Origin of the sequence: Dactylosporangium aurantiacum (genome assembly GCF_000716715.1) — a bacterium.
Classification (GTDB): Bacteria; Actinomycetota; Actinomycetes; order Mycobacteriales; family Micromonosporaceae; genus Dactylosporangium; species Dactylosporangium aurantiacum.
This window is the reverse complement of record NZ_JNYJ01000036.1, coordinates 24,660-41,311: the sequence shown is the minus strand read 5'-3', so window position 1 is coordinate 41,311 and position 16,652 is coordinate 24,660. Positions and strand designations below refer to the sequence as shown.

The window sequence follows — 16,652 nt, the reverse complement described above, 5'->3', positions numbered from 1 at the left end:
TCGATCCGTCCGTACGGTCGACGGCATGCACACAGCGTTGGAGATCCGGGGCCTGACCAAGCGATTCGGGGACAAGGTCGCCGTCGATGCCGTTGACCTCACCGTGCCGCGGGGGTCGTTCTACGGACTCGTCGGGCAGAACGGGGCGGGCAAGACCACCACCCTGTCCATGGCGGTCGGCCTGCTGCGGCCCGACGGTGGCACGGCGACGATCTTCGGCGCCGACGTGTGGGCCGACCCGGACCGGGCCAAGGGGCTCGTCGGTGTCCTGCCCGACGGGCTCGCGATGCCGGAACGGCTCACCGGGCGGGAGGTGCTCACGTACCTCGGCCTGCTGCGCGGCATGCCCAGGCGGGTCGTCGAGGAGCGCGCCGCCGAGCTGCTCGCCGTGCTCGAGCTCGACACCGCCGGCAAGGCGCTGGTCATCGAGTACTCCACCGGCATGCGCAAGAAGATCGGTCTCGCCACGGCGCTGCTGCACGCGCCGCGGCTCCTGGTGCTGGACGAGCCGTTCGAGGCGGTCGACCCGGTGTCGGCGGCCACCATCAAGACGATCCTGCGCGGGTTCGTCGCCGGCGGCGGGTCCATCGTGCTGTCCAGCCACGTCATGGCCCTCGTCGAGCAGCTGTGCGACCACGTCGCCGTGGTCGACGCCGGCACCGTCGTCGCGGCCGGGCCGCTGGACCAGGTGCGCGGCGACCGGTCGCTGGAGGACACGTTCGTCGCCCTGGTCGGCGGCCAGGACAAGGAGATCAAGGAGCTGTCGTGGCTGTCGAACTGACCATGGCGCGGATGAAGCTCGCGATCCTGCGGCACGCCTTCCGCGGGCAGCGCGCGCAGACCGCCGGCACCGGCGCCGTCCTCGGCGTGATCCTCGCCGGCGGCACCCTGTTCCTGAGCGGGCACCCCGAGCTGCTCGCCGCCGCGTACGCGGTCTGGATGCTCGGCTGGACGCTCGGCCCGGTGTTCATGGGCGGCGGCGACGAGACGATCCGCCCCGAGTACTTCGCGCTGCTCGGCCTCGACCGGCGGCGGCTGGCGACCGGGCTGCTCACCGCCGCGTTCGTCGGCGTCGCGCCGCTGGTCAGCCTGGTCGCGCTGGCCGGGCTGCTCGTCGCGGGCCACCCGCTGGTGGCGGTGCCGGCGATGCTGCTGCAACTGGCCGGGTTCGTCCTGCTGTCCAAGGTCAGCGTCGCGGTCATCGGGGTGGCGCTGCGCTCCCGGCTCGGCGCGATCGGCTCCGGCGGGCTCAACGGCCTCATCCTCGCCGCGCTCGGGCAGTGCTGGGTGTTCTTCGCCCTGTTCGGCGAGACCGGGGTGCCCGTGGCCGTCTGGTACCTGCCGTCGTCGTGGGGCCTGCTCGCCGTGCGCGGCTCGTGGTGGGCGCTCGGTGCCCTCGCCGCGCTCGACCTGGTGCTGCTCGCGGCCTGGGCGGCGCTGCTGGGCAAGCGGGCCACCCGGGTCTCCGGCCGCGGCCGCCGCCCGATGAACGCGGCCACCCCGCACACGGCGGTGGTCGCCAAGGAGCTGCGCACCTGGTCCCGCGACCTGGTCCGCAACCACCAGCTGGCGTTCTCCCTCGCGTACGGCATCGGCTTCGCCGCCAGCCCGCTGCTCATCGGCTGGGACGGGATGCTGCCCTACGCCGGGCTGATCTTCGTGGTCATGTCCGCCGCCATGGCCGCCAACCTCTACGCCACCGACGGCACCGCGCTGTGGTTGAACCTGATGACCCCCGGCGCCGGCGACGTGCGCGGCCGGCAGCTCGCGTGGCTGTCCGTCCAGGCCCCGATCGCGCTCGTGCTGACCGTCGGGCTGACCGCCCTCACCGCCGGCGCCCCCTGGCCGCTGGTGCTGGCGCTGCTGGCCGCCCTGCTCGGCGGCGCGGCCGGCCTCGTCCCGCTGCTGTCCGTGTACGCCATGATCCCCGGCACCGACCCCCACCGGCGGTCCGGCAACCCGCTGCGCACCAGCGAGGACGACGGCGGGCTGACCGGCCTGGCGTACCTCACCCTGGCGCTGGTGGCGGCCACCGGCGTACCGGCGGCGCTCACCGCGATCTGGTCCGGCTGGCCGGGCGTGCCCGTCGGCGTGCTCACCGGCGCCCTGTGCACGTGGGGCTTCGGCGCCCTCGCCGAGCGGCGCCTGCGGTCCCACGGCCCGGAGCTGCTGGAGGCGATGCGCACGGGCCGCAAGCCGCGCCCCCGCCGCGCCGCTTTCCTCCAGCTGAGCGACACCCGCAAGGCGATCGCCGGCTGGTGCTTCGCCCTCGGCGCCATCCCCCTCGTCCCGCAGGGCATCCTGGCCGCGGTCTTCGTCGCCGACGGCGACCTGCACCACTCCTGGTTCCTGGCCACGTACCTGCCGGCGGGCTGGCGGTATCCGGTGGCGGCGGTGTTCGTCGCCCTCGGCCTGGCCATGTACGGCACGGCGCTGTGGCTGATCCGCCCAAAGGCCACGAAGAAGGAGCGGGTCTACAGCTCCGCCGCCTGCTGAAGGCCGTCCAGCTCGACCACCGTCACCGTGCGGTACCCGGTGACGATCAGGCCAGCGCGGCGGAGGTCCCGTAGCGACTTTTGCACGGTGACCTCCGCCGCGCCGCACAGGCTGGCCAGCTCCGACTGGGTCAGCTCGAAGCCGATCTCCAGCCCGGTCGGGGTGCGGCGCCCATACGCCAGCGCGATCTTCACCAGCACCCGCGCGACGCGGACCTTGGCTGAGTAGGCGGTGAAGTCGACCCGGAACTGGTTCGCCCAGCGCAGGCGGTCGGCGACCATGCCGGCCAGGGCGAGCGCCGCGCTGGGCTGCTGCTCCAGGAACGCCTGCAGCTGCCCGCGGCCGATGACGCTGTACGTCATCGGGGTGCACGCGGTGGCCGTCGCCGAGCGGGGCAGGTCGTTGAGGGCGGACATCTCACCGATGAGGTCGCCGCCGACCCGGATCGCCAGCAGCGACTCCACCCCTTCGCTGGTCAGGACCGTCACCTTCGTGATGCCGGCGTGCAGCAGGATGACGTGGCGCTCCCGGGCGCCCTGGCTGATCAGCACGTCACCCGGCTCGGCGCGGCGGCGCGGCGTCATGCCCCGCAGGCTGTCGCGGGCCGCCGGCGCCAAACGGTGCAGGTAGGTCCCCGGCGCCCACGTGGCGGTGTCGACGTCGACGAGACGCATCTTCCCCTCCGACACGCATAGATGGTCGACAATACCAGGCGAAGTGGCCCGGCTACTGTCCGCCGATGGCGGCTGTCAGGCAGAGCCAGCCGACCGAGCCGGCGACCGCGACCGCCATCCACGGGATTCCGGAGCGGATCGCCCGGTACTTGCGCATGGCGATCCCGGCGAGCGCCTCGGCCGCCGCCCACGCCTCCCGCCGCTGCCGTTCGACCGGGGCCGGCCCGACCGGCCGCCGTCGGGCGCCGAGGTCGGGCAGCGCGAAACGGTTGCCGGTCCGGCCGCCCGGGCCGGTCAGCCGCGGCGTGAGGCACCGGCCGAGATGCCAGCCGGCGACGCAGGTGCCGGCGACGATCGCCGCGGCCAGGCCGATCATGCAGGCGGCGGCGACCGGGCCCGCCCGCAGCGCCGCGGCCGGCAGCCCCGGCTGGTTGGCGGCCAGGGCGACCGTGCCGGCCAGCCCGGTCAGCAGCACCGCGGCCTTCGTGTCGGCGTGCTGGATGCAGTGCTGCGCCGCCGCGCCGACGGATACAGCGATGCGCAGGTCCTCCAGCGGTTCCATCGGTTCCTGGGTTGCGTTCATACCTCCATGGCAGCCCGGATCGGGGCGGCGGAATGCGTCGCAGGACGGGTTCCCGGGTTCGCGTCATGCCGTATTTCGACGGAATGTTCAGCGTCATCCATCGATATACAGAAGCCAGCCGCCGGCACCCGCCGCGCGGCAGCGAACGGCGAAAGGTGGCGGCGATGTCCGAACCGGTCCATCCCAGACGTTGCGTGCTCGTCGCGGTCGACATGGAGCGCTACAGCCCGCGGGACAACCTGCGGCAGTACCAGGCGCAGCACCTGTTCCGTGAGGTCATGGCCGAGGCCGTAGCCGGCATCGGCCTGGACCGCGACAGCTGGACCACGCAACAGAGCGGCGACGGCGAGCTGGCGATCCTGCCCGCGGACGCGTCGGAGCTCACCGTCGTCGCGGACTTCGTGCCGGCGCTCGACCGCGTCCTGCGGGAGCGCAACCGCAACCTGCTGCCCGAGGCGAAGGTCCGGCTGCGCGTCGCGATCCACCAGGGCCTGGTCCACCTGACCGGTGCGAACGGGTTCCCCGGCGAGGCGGTGGTCGAGGTGAGCCGGCTGCTCGACGCCGATCCGCTGCGGCGGGCGCTGACGACGTTCCCGCGGGCGTCGGTCGCGCTCATCGTGTCGCGCAGCATCTTCCAGGACGTCGTGCGGCACGGGTACCGCGGCCTGCGGCCCGAACGGTTCAGGCAGGTCCGGGTGGCGGTCAAGCAGCTGACCATGGACGCCTGGATCTGCGTGCCCGACGAGGACGTGAGCGGGGTCGACTGGGACCGGCCGGCGCCGCCGGAGACCGGACCCGCGGCGGCGCCGCCGGAGCCCCGACCCGCCGCGGCGCAGCCGCCGGTCAGGACCGAACCGGCCCCGGCGACGTACCAGATCAGCGGCGTCACCACCAACGGGCCGGCGGTCTTCGGCCCGGGCGGCACCGCCATCGGCACCGTGCACGGACACTGGAACGGAAGGACAGACCAGTGACCGCCGCCGCCGAGCAGCCGCAGCCCTCACCCCAGCCGGCGGCGCAACCCGAAGACCAACCACCAGCGCAACCTCAAGCGCAGCCCGGACCGCCGGCTCCCCGGGCGGCCCAGCCGCAGCCGACGGCCGCACCGTCGAAGGACGCCACGGACGGCGACATCGACAACGACACCACCGACGCCGAGACCATCGGCGCCCGGGACACCATCGACGACGGCGACGACGCGGTCCGCTCACTTCCGGCGACCATGATCAGGTCCTACGGCATCCTGGACTCGGAGTTCCTCGGCCCTTCGGCCATCGGACCGGGTTCGACGTCGATCGGCGCGATCCTGAACCTCAGCGCCGGACCCGGCCGGCGGCGCTGCGTCAACCAACCGCTGGACGGCGCCGTGGTGCTGGAACGCATCCACACCTACGCCCCGACCAGCACCCCGGACCGGCTGGTCGAGCGGCTCGTCCGGCGACCCGTCGCCTATCTCAGCGGACCGCCCGGCAGCGGACGGATCACCGCCGCTCTCGTCGGGCTGGCGCGCACACACGCCCCGGACCGGATCACCCAACTGCGGCTGGTCGGCGACGAGCCGATCCACGCGTACCTCTCGGACCGCGACCTGCTCAGACGGGACCACGGTCACGTCGTCGAGCTGGCCCGCACCGTCGAGCCCGAGCCGTCGGAGCTGGCGCAGCTGTCGACCCTCGCCCGCGAGGCACGCGCGGCCGTCGTGTTCATCGGCGCCGCCGACGCCAACAGCCGGCAGCTCGTCGAGTACCACGTCGAGCACACCGCACCCGAGGCGCGGGAGGTCTTCCTCGTGTGGCTGGAGCGGCGGCTCCGGGACCGCGGTGGCTGCGTCGACGCCTGTCCGACCTGCGAAGGTGCCTGCGTCCAGCGGTACCTCGAACGCTGCCGCACCCGGTACGTGCGGCACCTGTCGGCGAACACCATGGCGGACGCCGTGCGGTTCGCGGAGGACTTCGCCGAGCTCGTGCCGGACGACAGCATGGCCGAGGACCTGCTCGCCGACCGCCGGACGCTGCGGGCCAAGGCGGCGAAGCTGCTCGGCGCGGCGCCGGCCGGGGAGGGGCAGGACCGCGACGGCTACCGTGCCCGCAGGCTGGCCCAGCACCGCCGCGCCGCCCGCCTGGCGTTCGCCGTGTTCCACGGCTACCCCTTGATCAGGGTGTTCGAGGCGACCGGGGCGCTCAGCCGACGACTGGACGAGGCCGCCGGGCGGTCGACGAGCGACCGTACCGTGCTGGAACACAGCCTCGAGGACCTGCTCGACGGCATCCGGCACGAGGGGTCCACCGACCGGGCCGACAGGGTCGGCGCGGCCCGCATCGCCCGGCTCCGGCAACCCGGCCTGGTGCGAGGCCTGCTGGACGTCGCCTGGCACGAGTACGACACGGCCCGGGAGCCGCTGCTGCGATGGCTCGACGACCTGGTCGAGAGCGACGACGCCCGGCCTGTCGCCGCGGCCGCCGGACTGCTGTGCGAGTACGACTTCGAGCAGGTCAGCAGGCATCTGCTGGCGAGCTGGGCGGCGAGCAACACCCGCTCGCGACGGGAGGCCGCCGCCCTCGCGTGCGAGCTGGCCGTGCACAACCCCGCGCTGGAGTCCCGCGTGCTGCGCTGCGTCGCGGGCTGGGTGGAGCAGCCGGGCAACCGGCGCGACACGGCCGTGCGCACGTACGCCACCAACACCTTCCGGCGCCGGTATCCGCTCGACGCGCTGACCGCGCTGGAGCGCGCGGCCCGCGACGACATGCAGCGCACCAGTAACGCGATTCCGGTCGGCGTGCGCGGCATCTACTACACCAACAGCACCGCCGTGCTGCAGCGGCTGGTGCGCTGGCCGGACTCCCCGGTCGCGAACCTGCGCACCATGGCCAGCCGGTGCCTGCTGCAACTCGCCGAGGTGGACAGCGACGCCATCGGCGAAGCGGCGACCAACGCCTGGCCGGCGCTGCTGCGGCAGACCGCCAAGGGTGAGGTCTCCGCCGCCGACCACGCCAGCCTCTGGCCGGGTGCCCTGCTCAACCCGGTCACGGCCCGGCAGGCCTGGTCGGTGTTCGAACGCTGGATCGCCCGCGCCGCCGGCGACGCCGACCTGACCGGTGTGCTTTGCGAGGTGTTCGACCACGTGCTGCAGGGCGCCCCGCTCAACCGTCGCGCCGGCTTCTACCTGCGGTACTTCTGGCGGCGCAACATGCCGGACAACCCCATCCTCGACATCGTCGACCGCATGCTGAAAGGCCGAGACCATGAGCACTGACTTCTACCCGGCCGACGACGCGACCGTGACCTCCGGCAAGGCCCGCTTCCGCCGGTTCTTCACCGAATGGTGGCAGCCCACGACGGTCGCGACCGCGCCCCCCGACGTGGAGGCCGAGCTCGTCGACTGCCGGCCCACCGCGCCGATCGCGCTGGCGGCGAAGGGAGACGCGTTCGACTTCTCGGTCCGGCCGACCTTCACCTGGCGGGCCAGGCGGATGACCCGCGCCCGGTTCGAGGAGCTCGTCGACGCGTTCACCCCCGACGTGATGGACGCGCTGCGCCTGCGTACCGAGCGGGTGGCCCGCACCTTCGAGCCGCACCGCGCCGAGCACCTCGAACACGAGCTCAACGCCCGCCTCGCCGCCAAGGACTGGGTCATGGGCCCTCTCGACGAGCGGCTGACCTGCCGCCCGGAGGTGTTCGTGCTGCCCGATCCGCGGGTCCGCGAGAGCATGCAGCCCTACTGGCAGCAGCGGATCCGGATGCACACCGAGCACGAGCTGGCGATGCGTCGCGCCGAGCTGATCCGCGAGCGGACCCAGGCGTGGTCGAAGGTCATGAAGACGCTGGAACGCGATCCGCGCAGCCGGCACGCGGCGTCGCTGGTCGAGCACGAGGGCTTCGCCGAGGTCTTCACGGCCATGACCCAGGGCCGCAAGGACGAGCTGCTGAAACTCATCGACCTGCTGGAACAGGCCGGCCGCAGCTACAACGGGATCGGCCTGTACGAGTACGCCGAAGGCCTCGACGCCGCGCTCAACGAGTACCGCAAACGCGCCGGTATGGACGAGGACGAGTGACCGGCTCAGCAGATGCGGGCGCCGTCCTCCAGGTAGTGGGTCTCGGCGGTGGTCGCGGCGGCCAGCGCGGCCGCCGCCCGGCGGGCGAGCAGCGCCGGCAGCCGCCGCTCGGCCTCCGGGATCGTGCACCAGGCCCAGGAGCGCAGCTCGTCGCCGGCCAGGCGGATCTCCGGCTGGTCCAGGACGCCGCCGTCGTACAGGAACATGACGCCGTCGGGGCGGGGCGGGCGGGGTGGGACCCAGTCGACGACCAGCAGGCGGCCCGGGGTGACGGTCAGGCCGAGCTCCTCGAAGACCTCGCGGCGGGCGGCGGCGTGCGGGGACTCGTCCGCCTCGACGGCGCCGCCGGGGAACTCCCAGTAGTCCTTGTACGCGGGCTCCACCAGCAGGATCCGGTCCTCGGCGTCGCGGAACAGCACGCCGGCGCCCATCCGCTTGCGGGGCAGGGCGGCCAGATAGTCGGACACGGATCGAAGGTTAACGGTTCCAACCTCGCGGGCCGGTCGGGGCATGTAGAGCGGTAGAGGCGTCGGGGAGGAGCCGCGTGGTCGACGAAGAGGGGTTCCGGGAGTTCATGCGGGCCCGGCTGCCGCGGCTGTCGAGGGCCGCGTTCCTGCTCGCGGGCGGGCACGCGCAGGCCGAGGACCTGCTCCAGGCGGCGCTGATCAAGGCGGCGTTGCACTGGGCGAAGGTGTCGGCGGCCGGCGACCCAGAGGCGTACATCCGCAAGATCCTCTATCACGAGCACGTGCGGACGTGGCGGCGGCGCAGGTTCCTGGAGCATTCCACCGCCGTGGTGCCCGACCGGGCCATGGTGGGGGACGAGAGCGACCGGGCGGTGCAGCGGCTGGTGCTGGAGCAGGCCCTGGCGAAGCTCACCCCGCGACAGCGGGCGGTCGTCGTGCTGCGCTACTTCGAGGACCTGTCCGAGGCCGCGACCGCGCAGGTCATGGGTACCTCGGTCGGCACGGTGAAGAGTCAGACGAGTCACGCGCTGGGGCGGCTGCGAACCCTCGCGCCGGAGCTCGCGGAGCTGGTCCGGGAGATGGAGGTGTCGTCGTGAGAGGGCTCGCCGAGAGGCTGGACGACATCGCCGGGCAGGCGAAACTGTACGACGTCACCGACCGTGCCATCCGCGGCGCGGACCGGCGGCGCCGGACCCGCCGGTTCGCCGTCTCCGCGCTGAGCGTCCTGGCCGTCACCTGCGTCATCGGCGCCGTGTCGGTCCTGCGGTTCGGCGGCATCGGCCGCCCGGAGGAAGGCCCCGGCCGCCTCGAAGGCGTCCCGCCCGCGCTGGTCCTGCCGCTGCTGGACACCCCCGCCCGGGGCTCCCTGGCCGGGGACACCGCGTTTCAGTCCGCGTTGCTGGACCGCGTCGTCAAGGACCCCGAGGCGTACGGGCTGCCCGGCGACCGCAGCCTGCTGCGCGTCCTGTTCGCCGGCGACCTGCCGGGCAACCGGCGCCTCGTGCTCATCGCCGGCGTCACGGCCCGCCCGCGCATGATCCATCTGACCGGCCGGGCCGGCACGGCGGCGAGGAAGCTGGAGCTGACCGGCTGGGGCGACGTCGAGGAGCCCGTCTTCCGCGAGGAGTGGCGCGACGACGACAACCGCGGCTTCGCGCTCGTGTTCGGCCCCGCCGGATACGACGTGTCGGTGTCCGACCGGCCCCGGTACCTCGCCGACGGCACCGTCACCCGCGAGTGGCAGCCCGAGCCCTCCGGTTACGTCATGCGCGACACCAGCCGGCTGCCGCCGGGCCTGCGGGTGCGCATCAGCCGCGGCACCGACGTGTTCTACGAGGCCAAGGTCGCCTCGCCCGGCACGAAGCAGCCCGGCACCGTGGACCCGAACCCGCTGCACGGCCGCGGCAAGGCCGTCCCGCGCGCCGCCCAGGCCGCCGCCGACGCGCTCGCCTACAGCTCCGGCCTGGTCGGCCCCGGCATCCGGTACGTCGTGCTGTGGAGCGACGACCTGGCCGTCGAGGACCCGAACGGCACCGGCACCGGCACCGGTCAGGTCGCCACCGTGATGGCGTTGACCCCGGAGGGCGGCGGGCCGTACCTCACCGTGGTCCTCGACGCGAGCCCCGAACCCAACGCCCGTACGCACCCGACCGCCGAGGGTGTCCTGGGTGACCCTGACCGCTCTCTGATCGTCATGCGGATGCCGCACTTCACCCCGTCGCCGTCCGCCACGCTGCAGATCGTGGCCCCGCCGTCGGCGGTCAGGGCCGAGGTCCTCGGCGCCGGTGCTCTTTTGAAGGCCACGCCGCTGACCAACGGGGTCGGCCACGTGGACCTCTCCGCGCCGGTCGAGGTGACGGTCCGTGCCTTCGACGCGCAGGGGGCCGTGGTGGCCGAGCGGCAGTTCACGGACGCCGTGCGGTCCGCCGGCCTGGAACCCGAGGTGAGGGGCTGGTGAGGTTCACCCGCGGCGTGTCGAGGTCATGACATCGCCGCGGGTGAACGGCGCCCGCCGACGGCCCGTGCTCTGGGGTGTCCGGCGGCGAACCCGCCGCCGGTACGCCACACGTGGGAGGACACGGTCATGGGTATCGGGAAGGGTCTGGCGCTGCTGACGGTCGGTGCGGTCGCGGGGGCTGCGGCGATCGCCGGCCTCGGGGCGGTCAACGGCGACGTCAGCTTCGACAAGGTCGGGCAGTACACGTCCACGGGCAAGAAGGCGGAGCAGGTGAAGTTCCGGCTGGCGCCGAGCTCGGAGCAGCTCGCGAAGTGCCTGCCCAAGGTGAAGGTGGACGTGAGCGTCGCGCTGGAGACCGACGTGAAGGGGTTCGACGTCGTGGACGTCAGCGTGACCGGCGGGCCGGCGAACACCGCGTTCACCGTGTTCCTGCTGGAGGTGCCGGCGGCGCCGTTCGGGGCCGCGGAGTACATCGGCGACGTCTTCACCGACAAGTACGGCAAGGGCCGCACCGAGCTGCGGGTCATCGCCGAGGAGGCGTTCTCGTCGACGCTCGTCGGCAAGGAGCGGGTCCGCAAGGAGCTCGGGCACGTGGGCATGTGGTTCGCCGAGCCGACCGGCGACGACTTCTGCCTCGGTGCGGGCGCCGGCCCCGTCACCCCGTTCGACGGGGACAACGAGGCCGGCGTGCAGGTCTTCAACTCGGCGCCGTCGCTGCCGAAGGCGCCGCTGCCGTAAACGGCCGCGGCCCTGATGGCTCAGTCGGTGCCCGCCTCCATGGCGGCGTGGTCGAGCAGCTCGTCACCGGTGGCGACCACGCCGCGGGAGGCGATGGCCTCCGCGCCGCCCTCGGGCATGGTGCCGATGAGCTGCGTGGTCTGCTCCGGGGCGGCGACCAGCTGCCGGTGCTGGCTGCTGCCGACGATGCCGATGCGGGCGTACTGCTCCAGCTTCGCCCGCGAGTCGGCGATGTCCAGGTTGCGCATGGTGAGCTGGCCGATGCGGTCCAGCGGGCCGAACGCGGAGTCCTCGGTGCGCTCCATCGACAGCTTGTCCGGGTGGTAGCTCAGCGCCGGGCCGGCGGTGTTGAGCACGGAGTAGTCCTCGCCGCGCCGCAGCCGCAGGGTCACCTCGCCGGTGATCGCCGAGCCGACCCACCGCTGCAGCGACTCGCGCAGCATCAGGGCCTGCGGGTCCAGCCAGCGGCCCTCGTACAGCAGGCGACCGAGGCGCCGCCCTTCGTTGTGGTACGCGGCGACGGTGTCCTCGTTGTGAATGGCGTTGACCAGCCGCTCGTACGCGGCGTGCAGCAGGGCCATGCCCGGCGCCTCGTAGATGCCGCGGCTCTTCGCCTCGATGATCCGGTTCTCGATCTGGTCGGACATGCCCAGCCCGTGCCGGCCGCCGATGGCGTTCGCCTCGAGGACCAGGTCGACGGCGGAGCCGAACTCCTTGCCGTTGATCGTGACCGGGCGGCCCTGCTCGAAGCCGACCGTGACGTCCTCCGCGGCGATGTGGACCTCGGGGTCCCAGAACCGCACGCCCATGATCGGCTCGACGATCTCGATGCCGGTGTCGAGGCGCTCCAGGGTCTTCGCCTCGTGCGTCGCGCCCCAGATGTTGGCGTCGGTGGAGTACGCCTTCTCCACGCTGTCGCGGTACGGCAGCCCGTGCGCGAGCAGCCACTCCGACATCTCCTTGCGGCCACCGAGCTCGGTGACGAACGCCGAGTCCAGCCACGGCTTGTAGATGCGCAGCGACGGGTTGGCGAGCAGCCCGTACCGGTAGAAGCGCTCGATGTCGTTGCCCTTGAAGGTGGACCCGTCGCCCCACACCTGCACGCCGTCCTCGAGCATCGCGTGCACGAGCAGGGTGCCGGTGACGGCCCGCCCCAGCGGCGTGGTGTTGAAGTAGGCCCGGCCGCCGGAGCGGATGTGGAACGCGCCGCACGCGAGCGCCGCGAGGCCCTCCTCGACCAGCGCGGCCTTGCAGTCGACCAGGCGCGCCAGCTCGGCGCCGTAGGCGTCGGCGCGGCCCGGGACCGAGGCGATGTCCGGCTCGTCGTACTGCCCGATGTCGGCGGTGTACGTGCAGGGCACCGCGCCCTTCTCGCGCATCCACGCGACAGCTACCGACGTGTCCAGGCCACCGGAGAAGGCGATTCCGACACGTTCACCGACGGGCAGGGAGGTGAGCACCTTGGACATGCCGAAAGTATATGCATCCCGCTGCATGATGATGCAACTTTCCGTGATCGGCGCCTCAGGTCAGCCGCAGGGACATGTCGTACTCACCGCCAGCGGGCCGTGATCAGCTCCTCCAGGGTGTCCAGCGGCAGCGGTCCGTGCGCGAGCACCTCGTGGTGGAACGCCCGCTGGTCGAATGCCGGCCCCAGCGCCGCCCGCTCCCGCTCCCGCAGCTGGTCGATGCGCAGCCGCCCCAGCATGTACGCCAGCGCTTGCCCCGGCATAGCGATGTACCGGTCGACCTCGTTGGCGATGTTGGTCTCGGTCAGCGCGGTGTTCTCCAGCATGTACGCGATCGCCCGGTCCCGTGACCAGCCGAGGTGGTGCATGCCCGTGTCCACCACCAGCCGGCACGCCCGCCACGCGTCGAAGGACACCATGCCCAGCCGGCTCAGCTCCGACGTGTACAGGCCCATCTCGTCGCTGAGGCGCTCCGTGTACAGCCCCCAGCCCTCACCGTGCGCGTCGAAGTAGGTGAACCGGCGGAACCTCGGCAGGTCACCCCGCGACTGCGCGACCGCGATCTGCAGGTGGTGCCCCGGCACGCTCTCGTGGAAGGCGAGCACCTCGTACTCGAACCGGGCCCGCAGCTGCGGCCGGAACGTGTTCACCACGTGCGCCCCGGGCCGCGACCCGTCCGCCGCCGGCGCCACGTAGTAGCCGAGCACCGAGTTCTCCGCCTCGGCCGCGTCCATCTCCCGCACCACGCACGGCGCGATGTCATACCCCGCGAACCAGTCCGGCACCGCCTCCTCGGCCCGCCGCAGCGCCCCCGTCACCGTGTCCACGATCTCCCCGGCCGCCTGGAACCGCAGCTCCCGGTCGTCCCGCAGCCTCCGGATCACGCCGTCGGAGCTGCCGAACGCCCGCCCGCCCCGCTCGGCGAACTCCTCCCGCAGGTTCGCCACCAGGTCCAGCCCGATCTGATGGATCTCCTCCGGCCCGAGCGTCGTCGTCGTGTACGCCCCGATCAGCGCCCGATACCCCTCCGCGCCCCCGGGCACGTGACACAACCCGACCCGCTCGCCGTCGCGGGCGACCGGCAGCAGCTCGTCCCGCAGGGCCGTCCGGAACCGGATCAGCGCCGGCCGCAGCTCGCGCGAGACCAGCTCGGCCGCCCGCGCGTTCCCCGCGACCCGGCGCAGCAACGGATCCCGCTCGGCCGGCGTCGCCAGGTACCCGTCGACCTGCGCCACCGCCTGCCGCACCCCGAGCGCCGTCGGGAACCGCCCGTCGGCGGCCGCCTGCCGGTACCGCTCGACGTGCCGGTCGAAGAAGCCGCCCAACTTCGCCAGCCGGGACAGGTACTCCTCCTCCGTCCCGGTCGCCGCCGGCATCGTCGACACGACCTGCGCCAGCGGCCCCGAGATGCTGGCGCTGACCGCCACCTCCGACAGTCCGTCACCCAGCGTGCGCTGCTCGTCGCGCAGCAGCCGGGCCAGGATCGTGTGGCTGATCCGGTCCTGCTGGCCGAGCGCCCGCGGGTCCACCGTGGCCAGCTCGGCCTCGACCCGGGCGAGCGCGGCCCGCTGGCGCGCCGCCGCCTCCCGGCTCGGGTCGGGCACCTCACCGTCGTACCCCGCCACCCCGAACACACTGGCGAGCAACGGATCGGCGGCGAAGTGCAGGCGGAAGTACTCCTCACCCAACCGTGCCAGCGTGTCCATCGGTGTACGGCTCCCGTCGTCAGACTGCTCCGCCGCCACCGTATCCCGGCAGCCGACGCCCGCCATGCCAGGCCCGATTTGCCTCTCGAGCGCTTGGCGTGGCGTGGTCATGCGGTGGTCCGTCAGGCAGCCGCGTCACCCGGGGCGGCGGTCAGAGCCCAACCGGCCACACCGCCACCCTGGTGCTGTCCGGACCCGCCCGTCTCAGCGCTCCGCTTTGGCCGCCGCCGCCCGGATCGTCGCGGCGTCGGCCGGCGTGCCGATCGGGTCGCTGAACGAGCCATACGGCGTCCCATACGCCGGCGTGTCCGGCTGGAAGCGCCAGGCGTCAGCGAGCGCGCCCACGTCCACCGCGTCATACCCGATCGCGTCCAGGAACCCGGTCACCGCCTGCTTCGCGGCCGCGTCGTCACCCACGATCGGCAGCGCGGTCCGGTCGGCGGCGCCCGACGGGCGGGCCAGCGAGCCCAGGTGCTTGAAGAAGATGTTGTTGAACGCCTTCACCACCCGCGACCCGGACAGGTGCCGCTGCAGCAGCTCACTGCTCGTGGCCGAGGCGTCGTCCAGCTCGGCGAACTGCCCGTCGCGCTGCGGGTAGTAGTTGTTGGTGTCGATGACCACCTTGCCGGCCAGCGGCTCGGCGGGCACCGCCTGATACGCCCGGAACGGCACCGACACCACCACGATGTCACCGGCGGCGGCCGCGTCCGCGGCGCTGCCCGCCCTCGCCCGCGGACCGAGCTCGGCGACCAGGTCCCGCAGGGTCTCCGGGCCGCGCGAGTTGCTCACCACGACGTCATACCCCGCCGCCACCGCCAGCCGCGCCACGGTCCCGCCGATGTTGCCACTGCCAATGAAGCCGATCGTTGTCATACCCGCCGCAACTTTCGCCACGCCACCATGGATTCCTCACCTACGCCCCGATGTGACCCGCGCCATGACGCCGGGCCTCATGCCCGATCAAAGCCCGGTGAATCCTCCAACCCCCGATGCAATGCCGAGCCTAGCCAGCGGGTACGACAAAAAAGCGGCGCCACAGTGCGGCGTACCCGCGCAGGATCCACGGGACGAGGAGCCAGAAGCCCACGCCGCCCAGCGCGTGCACCGCCCACGCGCCGGCGAGGGTCGGGCCGCCCCAGGCGTCGCGGTATTCGCCGTCCATGCCGAGCAGCGGGCGGATCGGGTACGCCACGTTGAGCAGGACGCCGGTCCAGCAGTAGCCGGCCACCACCAGGGTCACCAGGTCGAGCGGCACCGCGGCCAGCCCGCGCAGCCGCGTCGGCGCCGGCTCGGACTCCAGCAGCGCACCCGCCGCCCGGCGCTGCGCCGCGCCCCGGTCGGCCAGCGCCCACACCGCGAGCGGCACCGACAGCAGCAGAAAGAGTGTGCGCCGGTACGGCTCACCGCTGAACGGCAGTCTCCACCAGCGCATACGAGTCAGCATAACGACGACCGGCGATGCATCAGGGGGCGGCGACGAGAACATCGACCACGTCCGGCGCGCTGCTGAGCAGGTCGACGGTCGCCGTGTCGCGCCGGAAGCGGTGCGCGATCTCCACCCGAGGGTCAGCCGGGGGCGCCAGTTCGTACCCGAGCGACTCCAGCGCACTGGCCGCGGCCGCCGCGACACCTCGGGTGGTCTCGACGTGCAGCACGATGTCGACGTCGTTGGTGGCGCGGACGACGTCGAGACCTCGAAACATGCAGTGCAACGGCGTCATGAGCCCGCCGACCAGCGTCCAGCGCTCGTGCGGTAGGACGGTCTCGATCTCGGCGACGTTCGGCCATGGGGGCAGCCAGCCGACGCGCGGGCCGGGGACGTCGATCGTCAGGCGCTCAACCACGGAACCGCTCCAGCGCCCGCGTCAGGGCGTCGACGCCGGCCCTTCCTCGCGGACGTCGAGGGACTCCGCCAGGTCCAGCGCTGCCAGCACCGGTGCGGTGTGCGCAAGACGGGCGACCACGTCGAGGGGCATGCCGGTGGCGCGAAGCGTGAACGGCCCGGCCTCGTCGTGGATCAGCCCGTGGGCGGCCACGAGCCCGTCGAGTGCGCCGGTGGCGACGTAGCCGTCGACCGCCGCCGTCGCGGTCAACCCGAGTGACTCAGCGGCCGCGGAGGTGTCCACAACCTGGCCGCGCAGCCTGTCTGCGGTGCCGGTATGGCCGGTGTACCGCGAGACGGCGGCCCTCTCGCGGGCGCGCCCGACGAGCTCGGCCGCGTTCACGGTGCGCAACTGGCCGCGCAGGCGGGACTGCTGAGTGTTGCCCATCCAGTTGACCTCGCGGCCAGAGAGCAGGGCGACGGCGCCCCAGGCGGTCGCCTCCTGCCATGCCCGCCACCGGAACCCACCCCTGGTGGCCAGGTAGCGTTCGACCGGAAGCTCGTCGATCACCCCACGAGCGGGTGAAGTCAAGATGCCTCCGGCGACTAGGTACTGCACCCGGCGGGTGGTGATGCCGAGACGCTCGGCCGCGCCGGCGACGGTCAGCAAGCGCATGACAGATAG

The 16,652-nt window shown here is 72.9% G+C and carries 17 protein-coding genes; 8 read left to right on the top strand and 9 right to left on the bottom strand.

Features of this window, described 5'->3' with window-relative positions:
* Nucleotides 1–25: 25 nt before the first annotated feature.
* Together OP18_RS33590 and OP18_RS33585 are read left to right on the top strand one after the other, a co-directional pair.
* A complete protein-coding gene (locus OP18_RS33590) occupies nt 26–781 on the top strand; it encodes an ABC transporter ATP-binding protein (RefSeq protein ID WP_033363146.1) in 756 nt (251 codons plus the stop codon).
* The gene (locus tag OP18_RS33585; RefSeq protein WP_156089980.1) at nt 766–2,496 is read left to right on the top strand and encodes a hypothetical protein; all 1,731 of its coding nucleotides are present in this window, start codon (nt 766–768) and stop codon (nt 2,494–2,496) included. The genes OP18_RS33590 and OP18_RS33585 overlap by 16 nt, the downstream gene beginning before the upstream one ends.
* Here OP18_RS33585 and OP18_RS33580 read toward each other — a convergent pair.
* Together OP18_RS33580 and OP18_RS33575 are read right to left on the bottom strand one after the other, a co-directional pair.
* The gene (locus OP18_RS33580) at nt 2,475–3,185 is read right to left on the bottom strand and encodes a Crp/Fnr family transcriptional regulator (protein ID WP_245635610.1); all 711 of its coding nucleotides are present in this window, start codon (nt 3,183–3,185) and stop codon (nt 2,475–2,477) included. The genes OP18_RS33585 and OP18_RS33580 overlap by 22 nt on opposite strands.
* A gap of 37 nt (nt 3,186–3,222) precedes the next feature.
* A complete protein-coding gene (locus OP18_RS33575) occupies nt 3,223–3,753 on the bottom strand; it encodes a Pycsar system effector family protein (protein WP_156089979.1) in 531 nt (176 codons plus the stop codon).
* A gap of 164 nt (nt 3,754–3,917) precedes the next feature.
* Between OP18_RS33575 and OP18_RS33570 the strand changes: the two genes are divergently transcribed.
* Genes OP18_RS33570 through OP18_RS53445 form a run of 3 tightly spaced genes read left to right on the top strand, consistent with a single transcriptional unit; the run spans nt 3,918 to nt 7,808 of the window.
* Nucleotides 3,918–4,727, top strand: a complete 810-nt coding sequence (locus OP18_RS33570) for a hypothetical protein (protein WP_033363142.1) — start codon at nt 3,918–3,920, stop codon at nt 4,725–4,727.
* On the top strand, nt 4,724–7,006 hold the full coding sequence (locus OP18_RS33565) for a hypothetical protein (protein ID WP_033363141.1): 2,283 nt from the start codon (nt 4,724–4,726) through the stop codon (nt 7,004–7,006). The genes OP18_RS33570 and OP18_RS33565 overlap by 4 nt, the downstream gene beginning before the upstream one ends.
* On the top strand, nt 6,996–7,808 hold the full coding sequence (locus OP18_RS53445; RefSeq protein WP_052387714.1) for a hypothetical protein: 813 nt from the start codon (nt 6,996–6,998) through the stop codon (nt 7,806–7,808). The genes OP18_RS33565 and OP18_RS53445 overlap by 11 nt, the downstream gene beginning before the upstream one ends.
* Before the next feature lie 5 nt (nt 7,809–7,813).
* Here the strand turns inward: OP18_RS53445 and OP18_RS33555 are convergent, their stop codons facing one another.
* A complete protein-coding gene (locus OP18_RS33555) occupies nt 7,814–8,275 on the bottom strand; it encodes an NUDIX domain-containing protein (RefSeq protein ID WP_313900943.1) in 462 nt (153 codons plus the stop codon).
* A gap of 77 nt (nt 8,276–8,352) precedes the next feature.
* Between OP18_RS33555 and OP18_RS33550 the strand changes: the two genes are divergently transcribed.
* The 3 genes from OP18_RS33550 (at nt 8,353) to OP18_RS33540 (ending at nt 10,970) form a co-directional block, all read left to right on the top strand.
* Nucleotides 8,353–8,871: a SigE family RNA polymerase sigma factor gene (locus OP18_RS33550; RefSeq protein ID WP_156089978.1), complete on the top strand. Its 519-nt coding sequence runs from the start codon at nt 8,353–8,355 to the stop codon at nt 8,869–8,871.
* Nucleotides 8,868–10,232 (top strand): hypothetical protein, encoded by a 1,365-nt coding sequence (locus OP18_RS33545; protein WP_033363140.1) that lies wholly within the window; start codon nt 8,868–8,870, stop codon nt 10,230–10,232. The genes OP18_RS33550 and OP18_RS33545 overlap by 4 nt, the downstream gene beginning before the upstream one ends.
* 126 nt (nt 10,233–10,358) lie before the next feature.
* On the top strand, nt 10,359–10,970 hold the full coding sequence (locus OP18_RS33540; RefSeq protein ID WP_033363139.1) for a hypothetical protein: 612 nt from the start codon (nt 10,359–10,361) through the stop codon (nt 10,968–10,970).
* 20 nt (nt 10,971–10,990) lie between these two features.
* Here OP18_RS33540 and argG read toward each other — a convergent pair whose 3' ends face one another.
* From argG to OP18_RS53435, 6 genes are all read right to left on the bottom strand, one after another.
* Complete coding sequence (gene argG / locus OP18_RS33535) at nt 10,991–12,439, bottom strand: argininosuccinate synthase (RefSeq protein WP_033363138.1); 1,449 nt, start codon at nt 12,437–12,439, stop codon at nt 10,991–10,993.
* Nucleotides 12,440–12,522: 83 nt separating this feature from the next.
* Nucleotides 12,523–14,145 carry a DUF885 domain-containing protein gene (locus OP18_RS33530; protein WP_033363137.1) on the bottom strand — a complete coding sequence of 541 codons (1,623 nt, stop codon included), beginning with the start codon at nt 14,143–14,145 and terminating at the stop codon, nt 12,523–12,525.
* Between the two features lie 204 nt (nt 14,146–14,349).
* Complete coding sequence (locus OP18_RS33525; RefSeq protein WP_033363136.1) at nt 14,350–15,018, bottom strand: NADPH-dependent F420 reductase; 669 nt, start codon at nt 15,016–15,018, stop codon at nt 14,350–14,352.
* A 130-nt stretch (nt 15,019–15,148) separates the two neighbouring features.
* Nucleotides 15,149–15,577: a hypothetical protein gene (locus tag OP18_RS53440; RefSeq protein ID WP_052387713.1), complete on the bottom strand. Its 429-nt coding sequence runs from the start codon at nt 15,575–15,577 to the stop codon at nt 15,149–15,151.
* A 31-nt stretch (nt 15,578–15,608) separates the two neighbouring features.
* Nucleotides 15,609–15,989, bottom strand: a complete 381-nt coding sequence (locus tag OP18_RS33515; protein WP_033363305.1) for a hypothetical protein — start codon at nt 15,987–15,989, stop codon at nt 15,609–15,611.
* Nucleotides 15,990–16,010: 21 nt separating this feature from the next.
* A complete protein-coding gene (locus OP18_RS53435; RefSeq protein ID WP_052387712.1) occupies nt 16,011–16,643 on the bottom strand; it encodes a hypothetical protein in 633 nt (210 codons plus the stop codon).
* Nucleotides 16,644–16,652: the final 9 nt, after the last annotated feature.

Coding starts and splice junctions, on each gene's coding strand:
- OP18_RS53440 (WP_052387713.1), bottom strand. CDS start 15,577: ATGCGCTGGTGGAGACTGCCGTTCAGCGGTGAGCCGTACCGGCGCACA.
- OP18_RS33590 (WP_033363146.1), top strand. CDS start 26: ATGCACACAGCGTTGGAGATCCGGGGCCTGACCAAGCGATTCGGGGAC.
- OP18_RS33570 (WP_033363142.1), top strand. CDS start 3,918: ATGTCCGAACCGGTCCATCCCAGACGTTGCGTGCTCGTCGCGGTCGAC.
- OP18_RS53435 (WP_052387712.1), bottom strand. CDS start 16,643: ATGCGCTTGCTGACCGTCGCCGGCGCGGCCGAGCGTCTCGGCATCACC.
- argG (WP_033363138.1), bottom strand. CDS start 12,439: ATGTCCAAGGTGCTCACCTCCCTGCCCGTCGGTGAACGTGTCGGAATC.
- OP18_RS53445 (WP_052387714.1), top strand. CDS start 6,996: ATGAGCACTGACTTCTACCCGGCCGACGACGCGACCGTGACCTCCGGC.
- OP18_RS33575 (WP_156089979.1), bottom strand. CDS start 3,753: ATGAACGCAACCCAGGAACCGATGGAACCGCTGGAGGACCTGCGCATC.
- OP18_RS33540 (WP_033363139.1), top strand. CDS start 10,359: ATGGGTATCGGGAAGGGTCTGGCGCTGCTGACGGTCGGTGCGGTCGCG.
- OP18_RS33530 (WP_033363137.1), bottom strand. CDS start 14,145: ATGGACACGCTGGCACGGTTGGGTGAGGAGTACTTCCGCCTGCACTTC.
- OP18_RS33525 (WP_033363136.1), bottom strand. CDS start 15,018: ATGACAACGATCGGCTTCATTGGCAGTGGCAACATCGGCGGGACCGTG.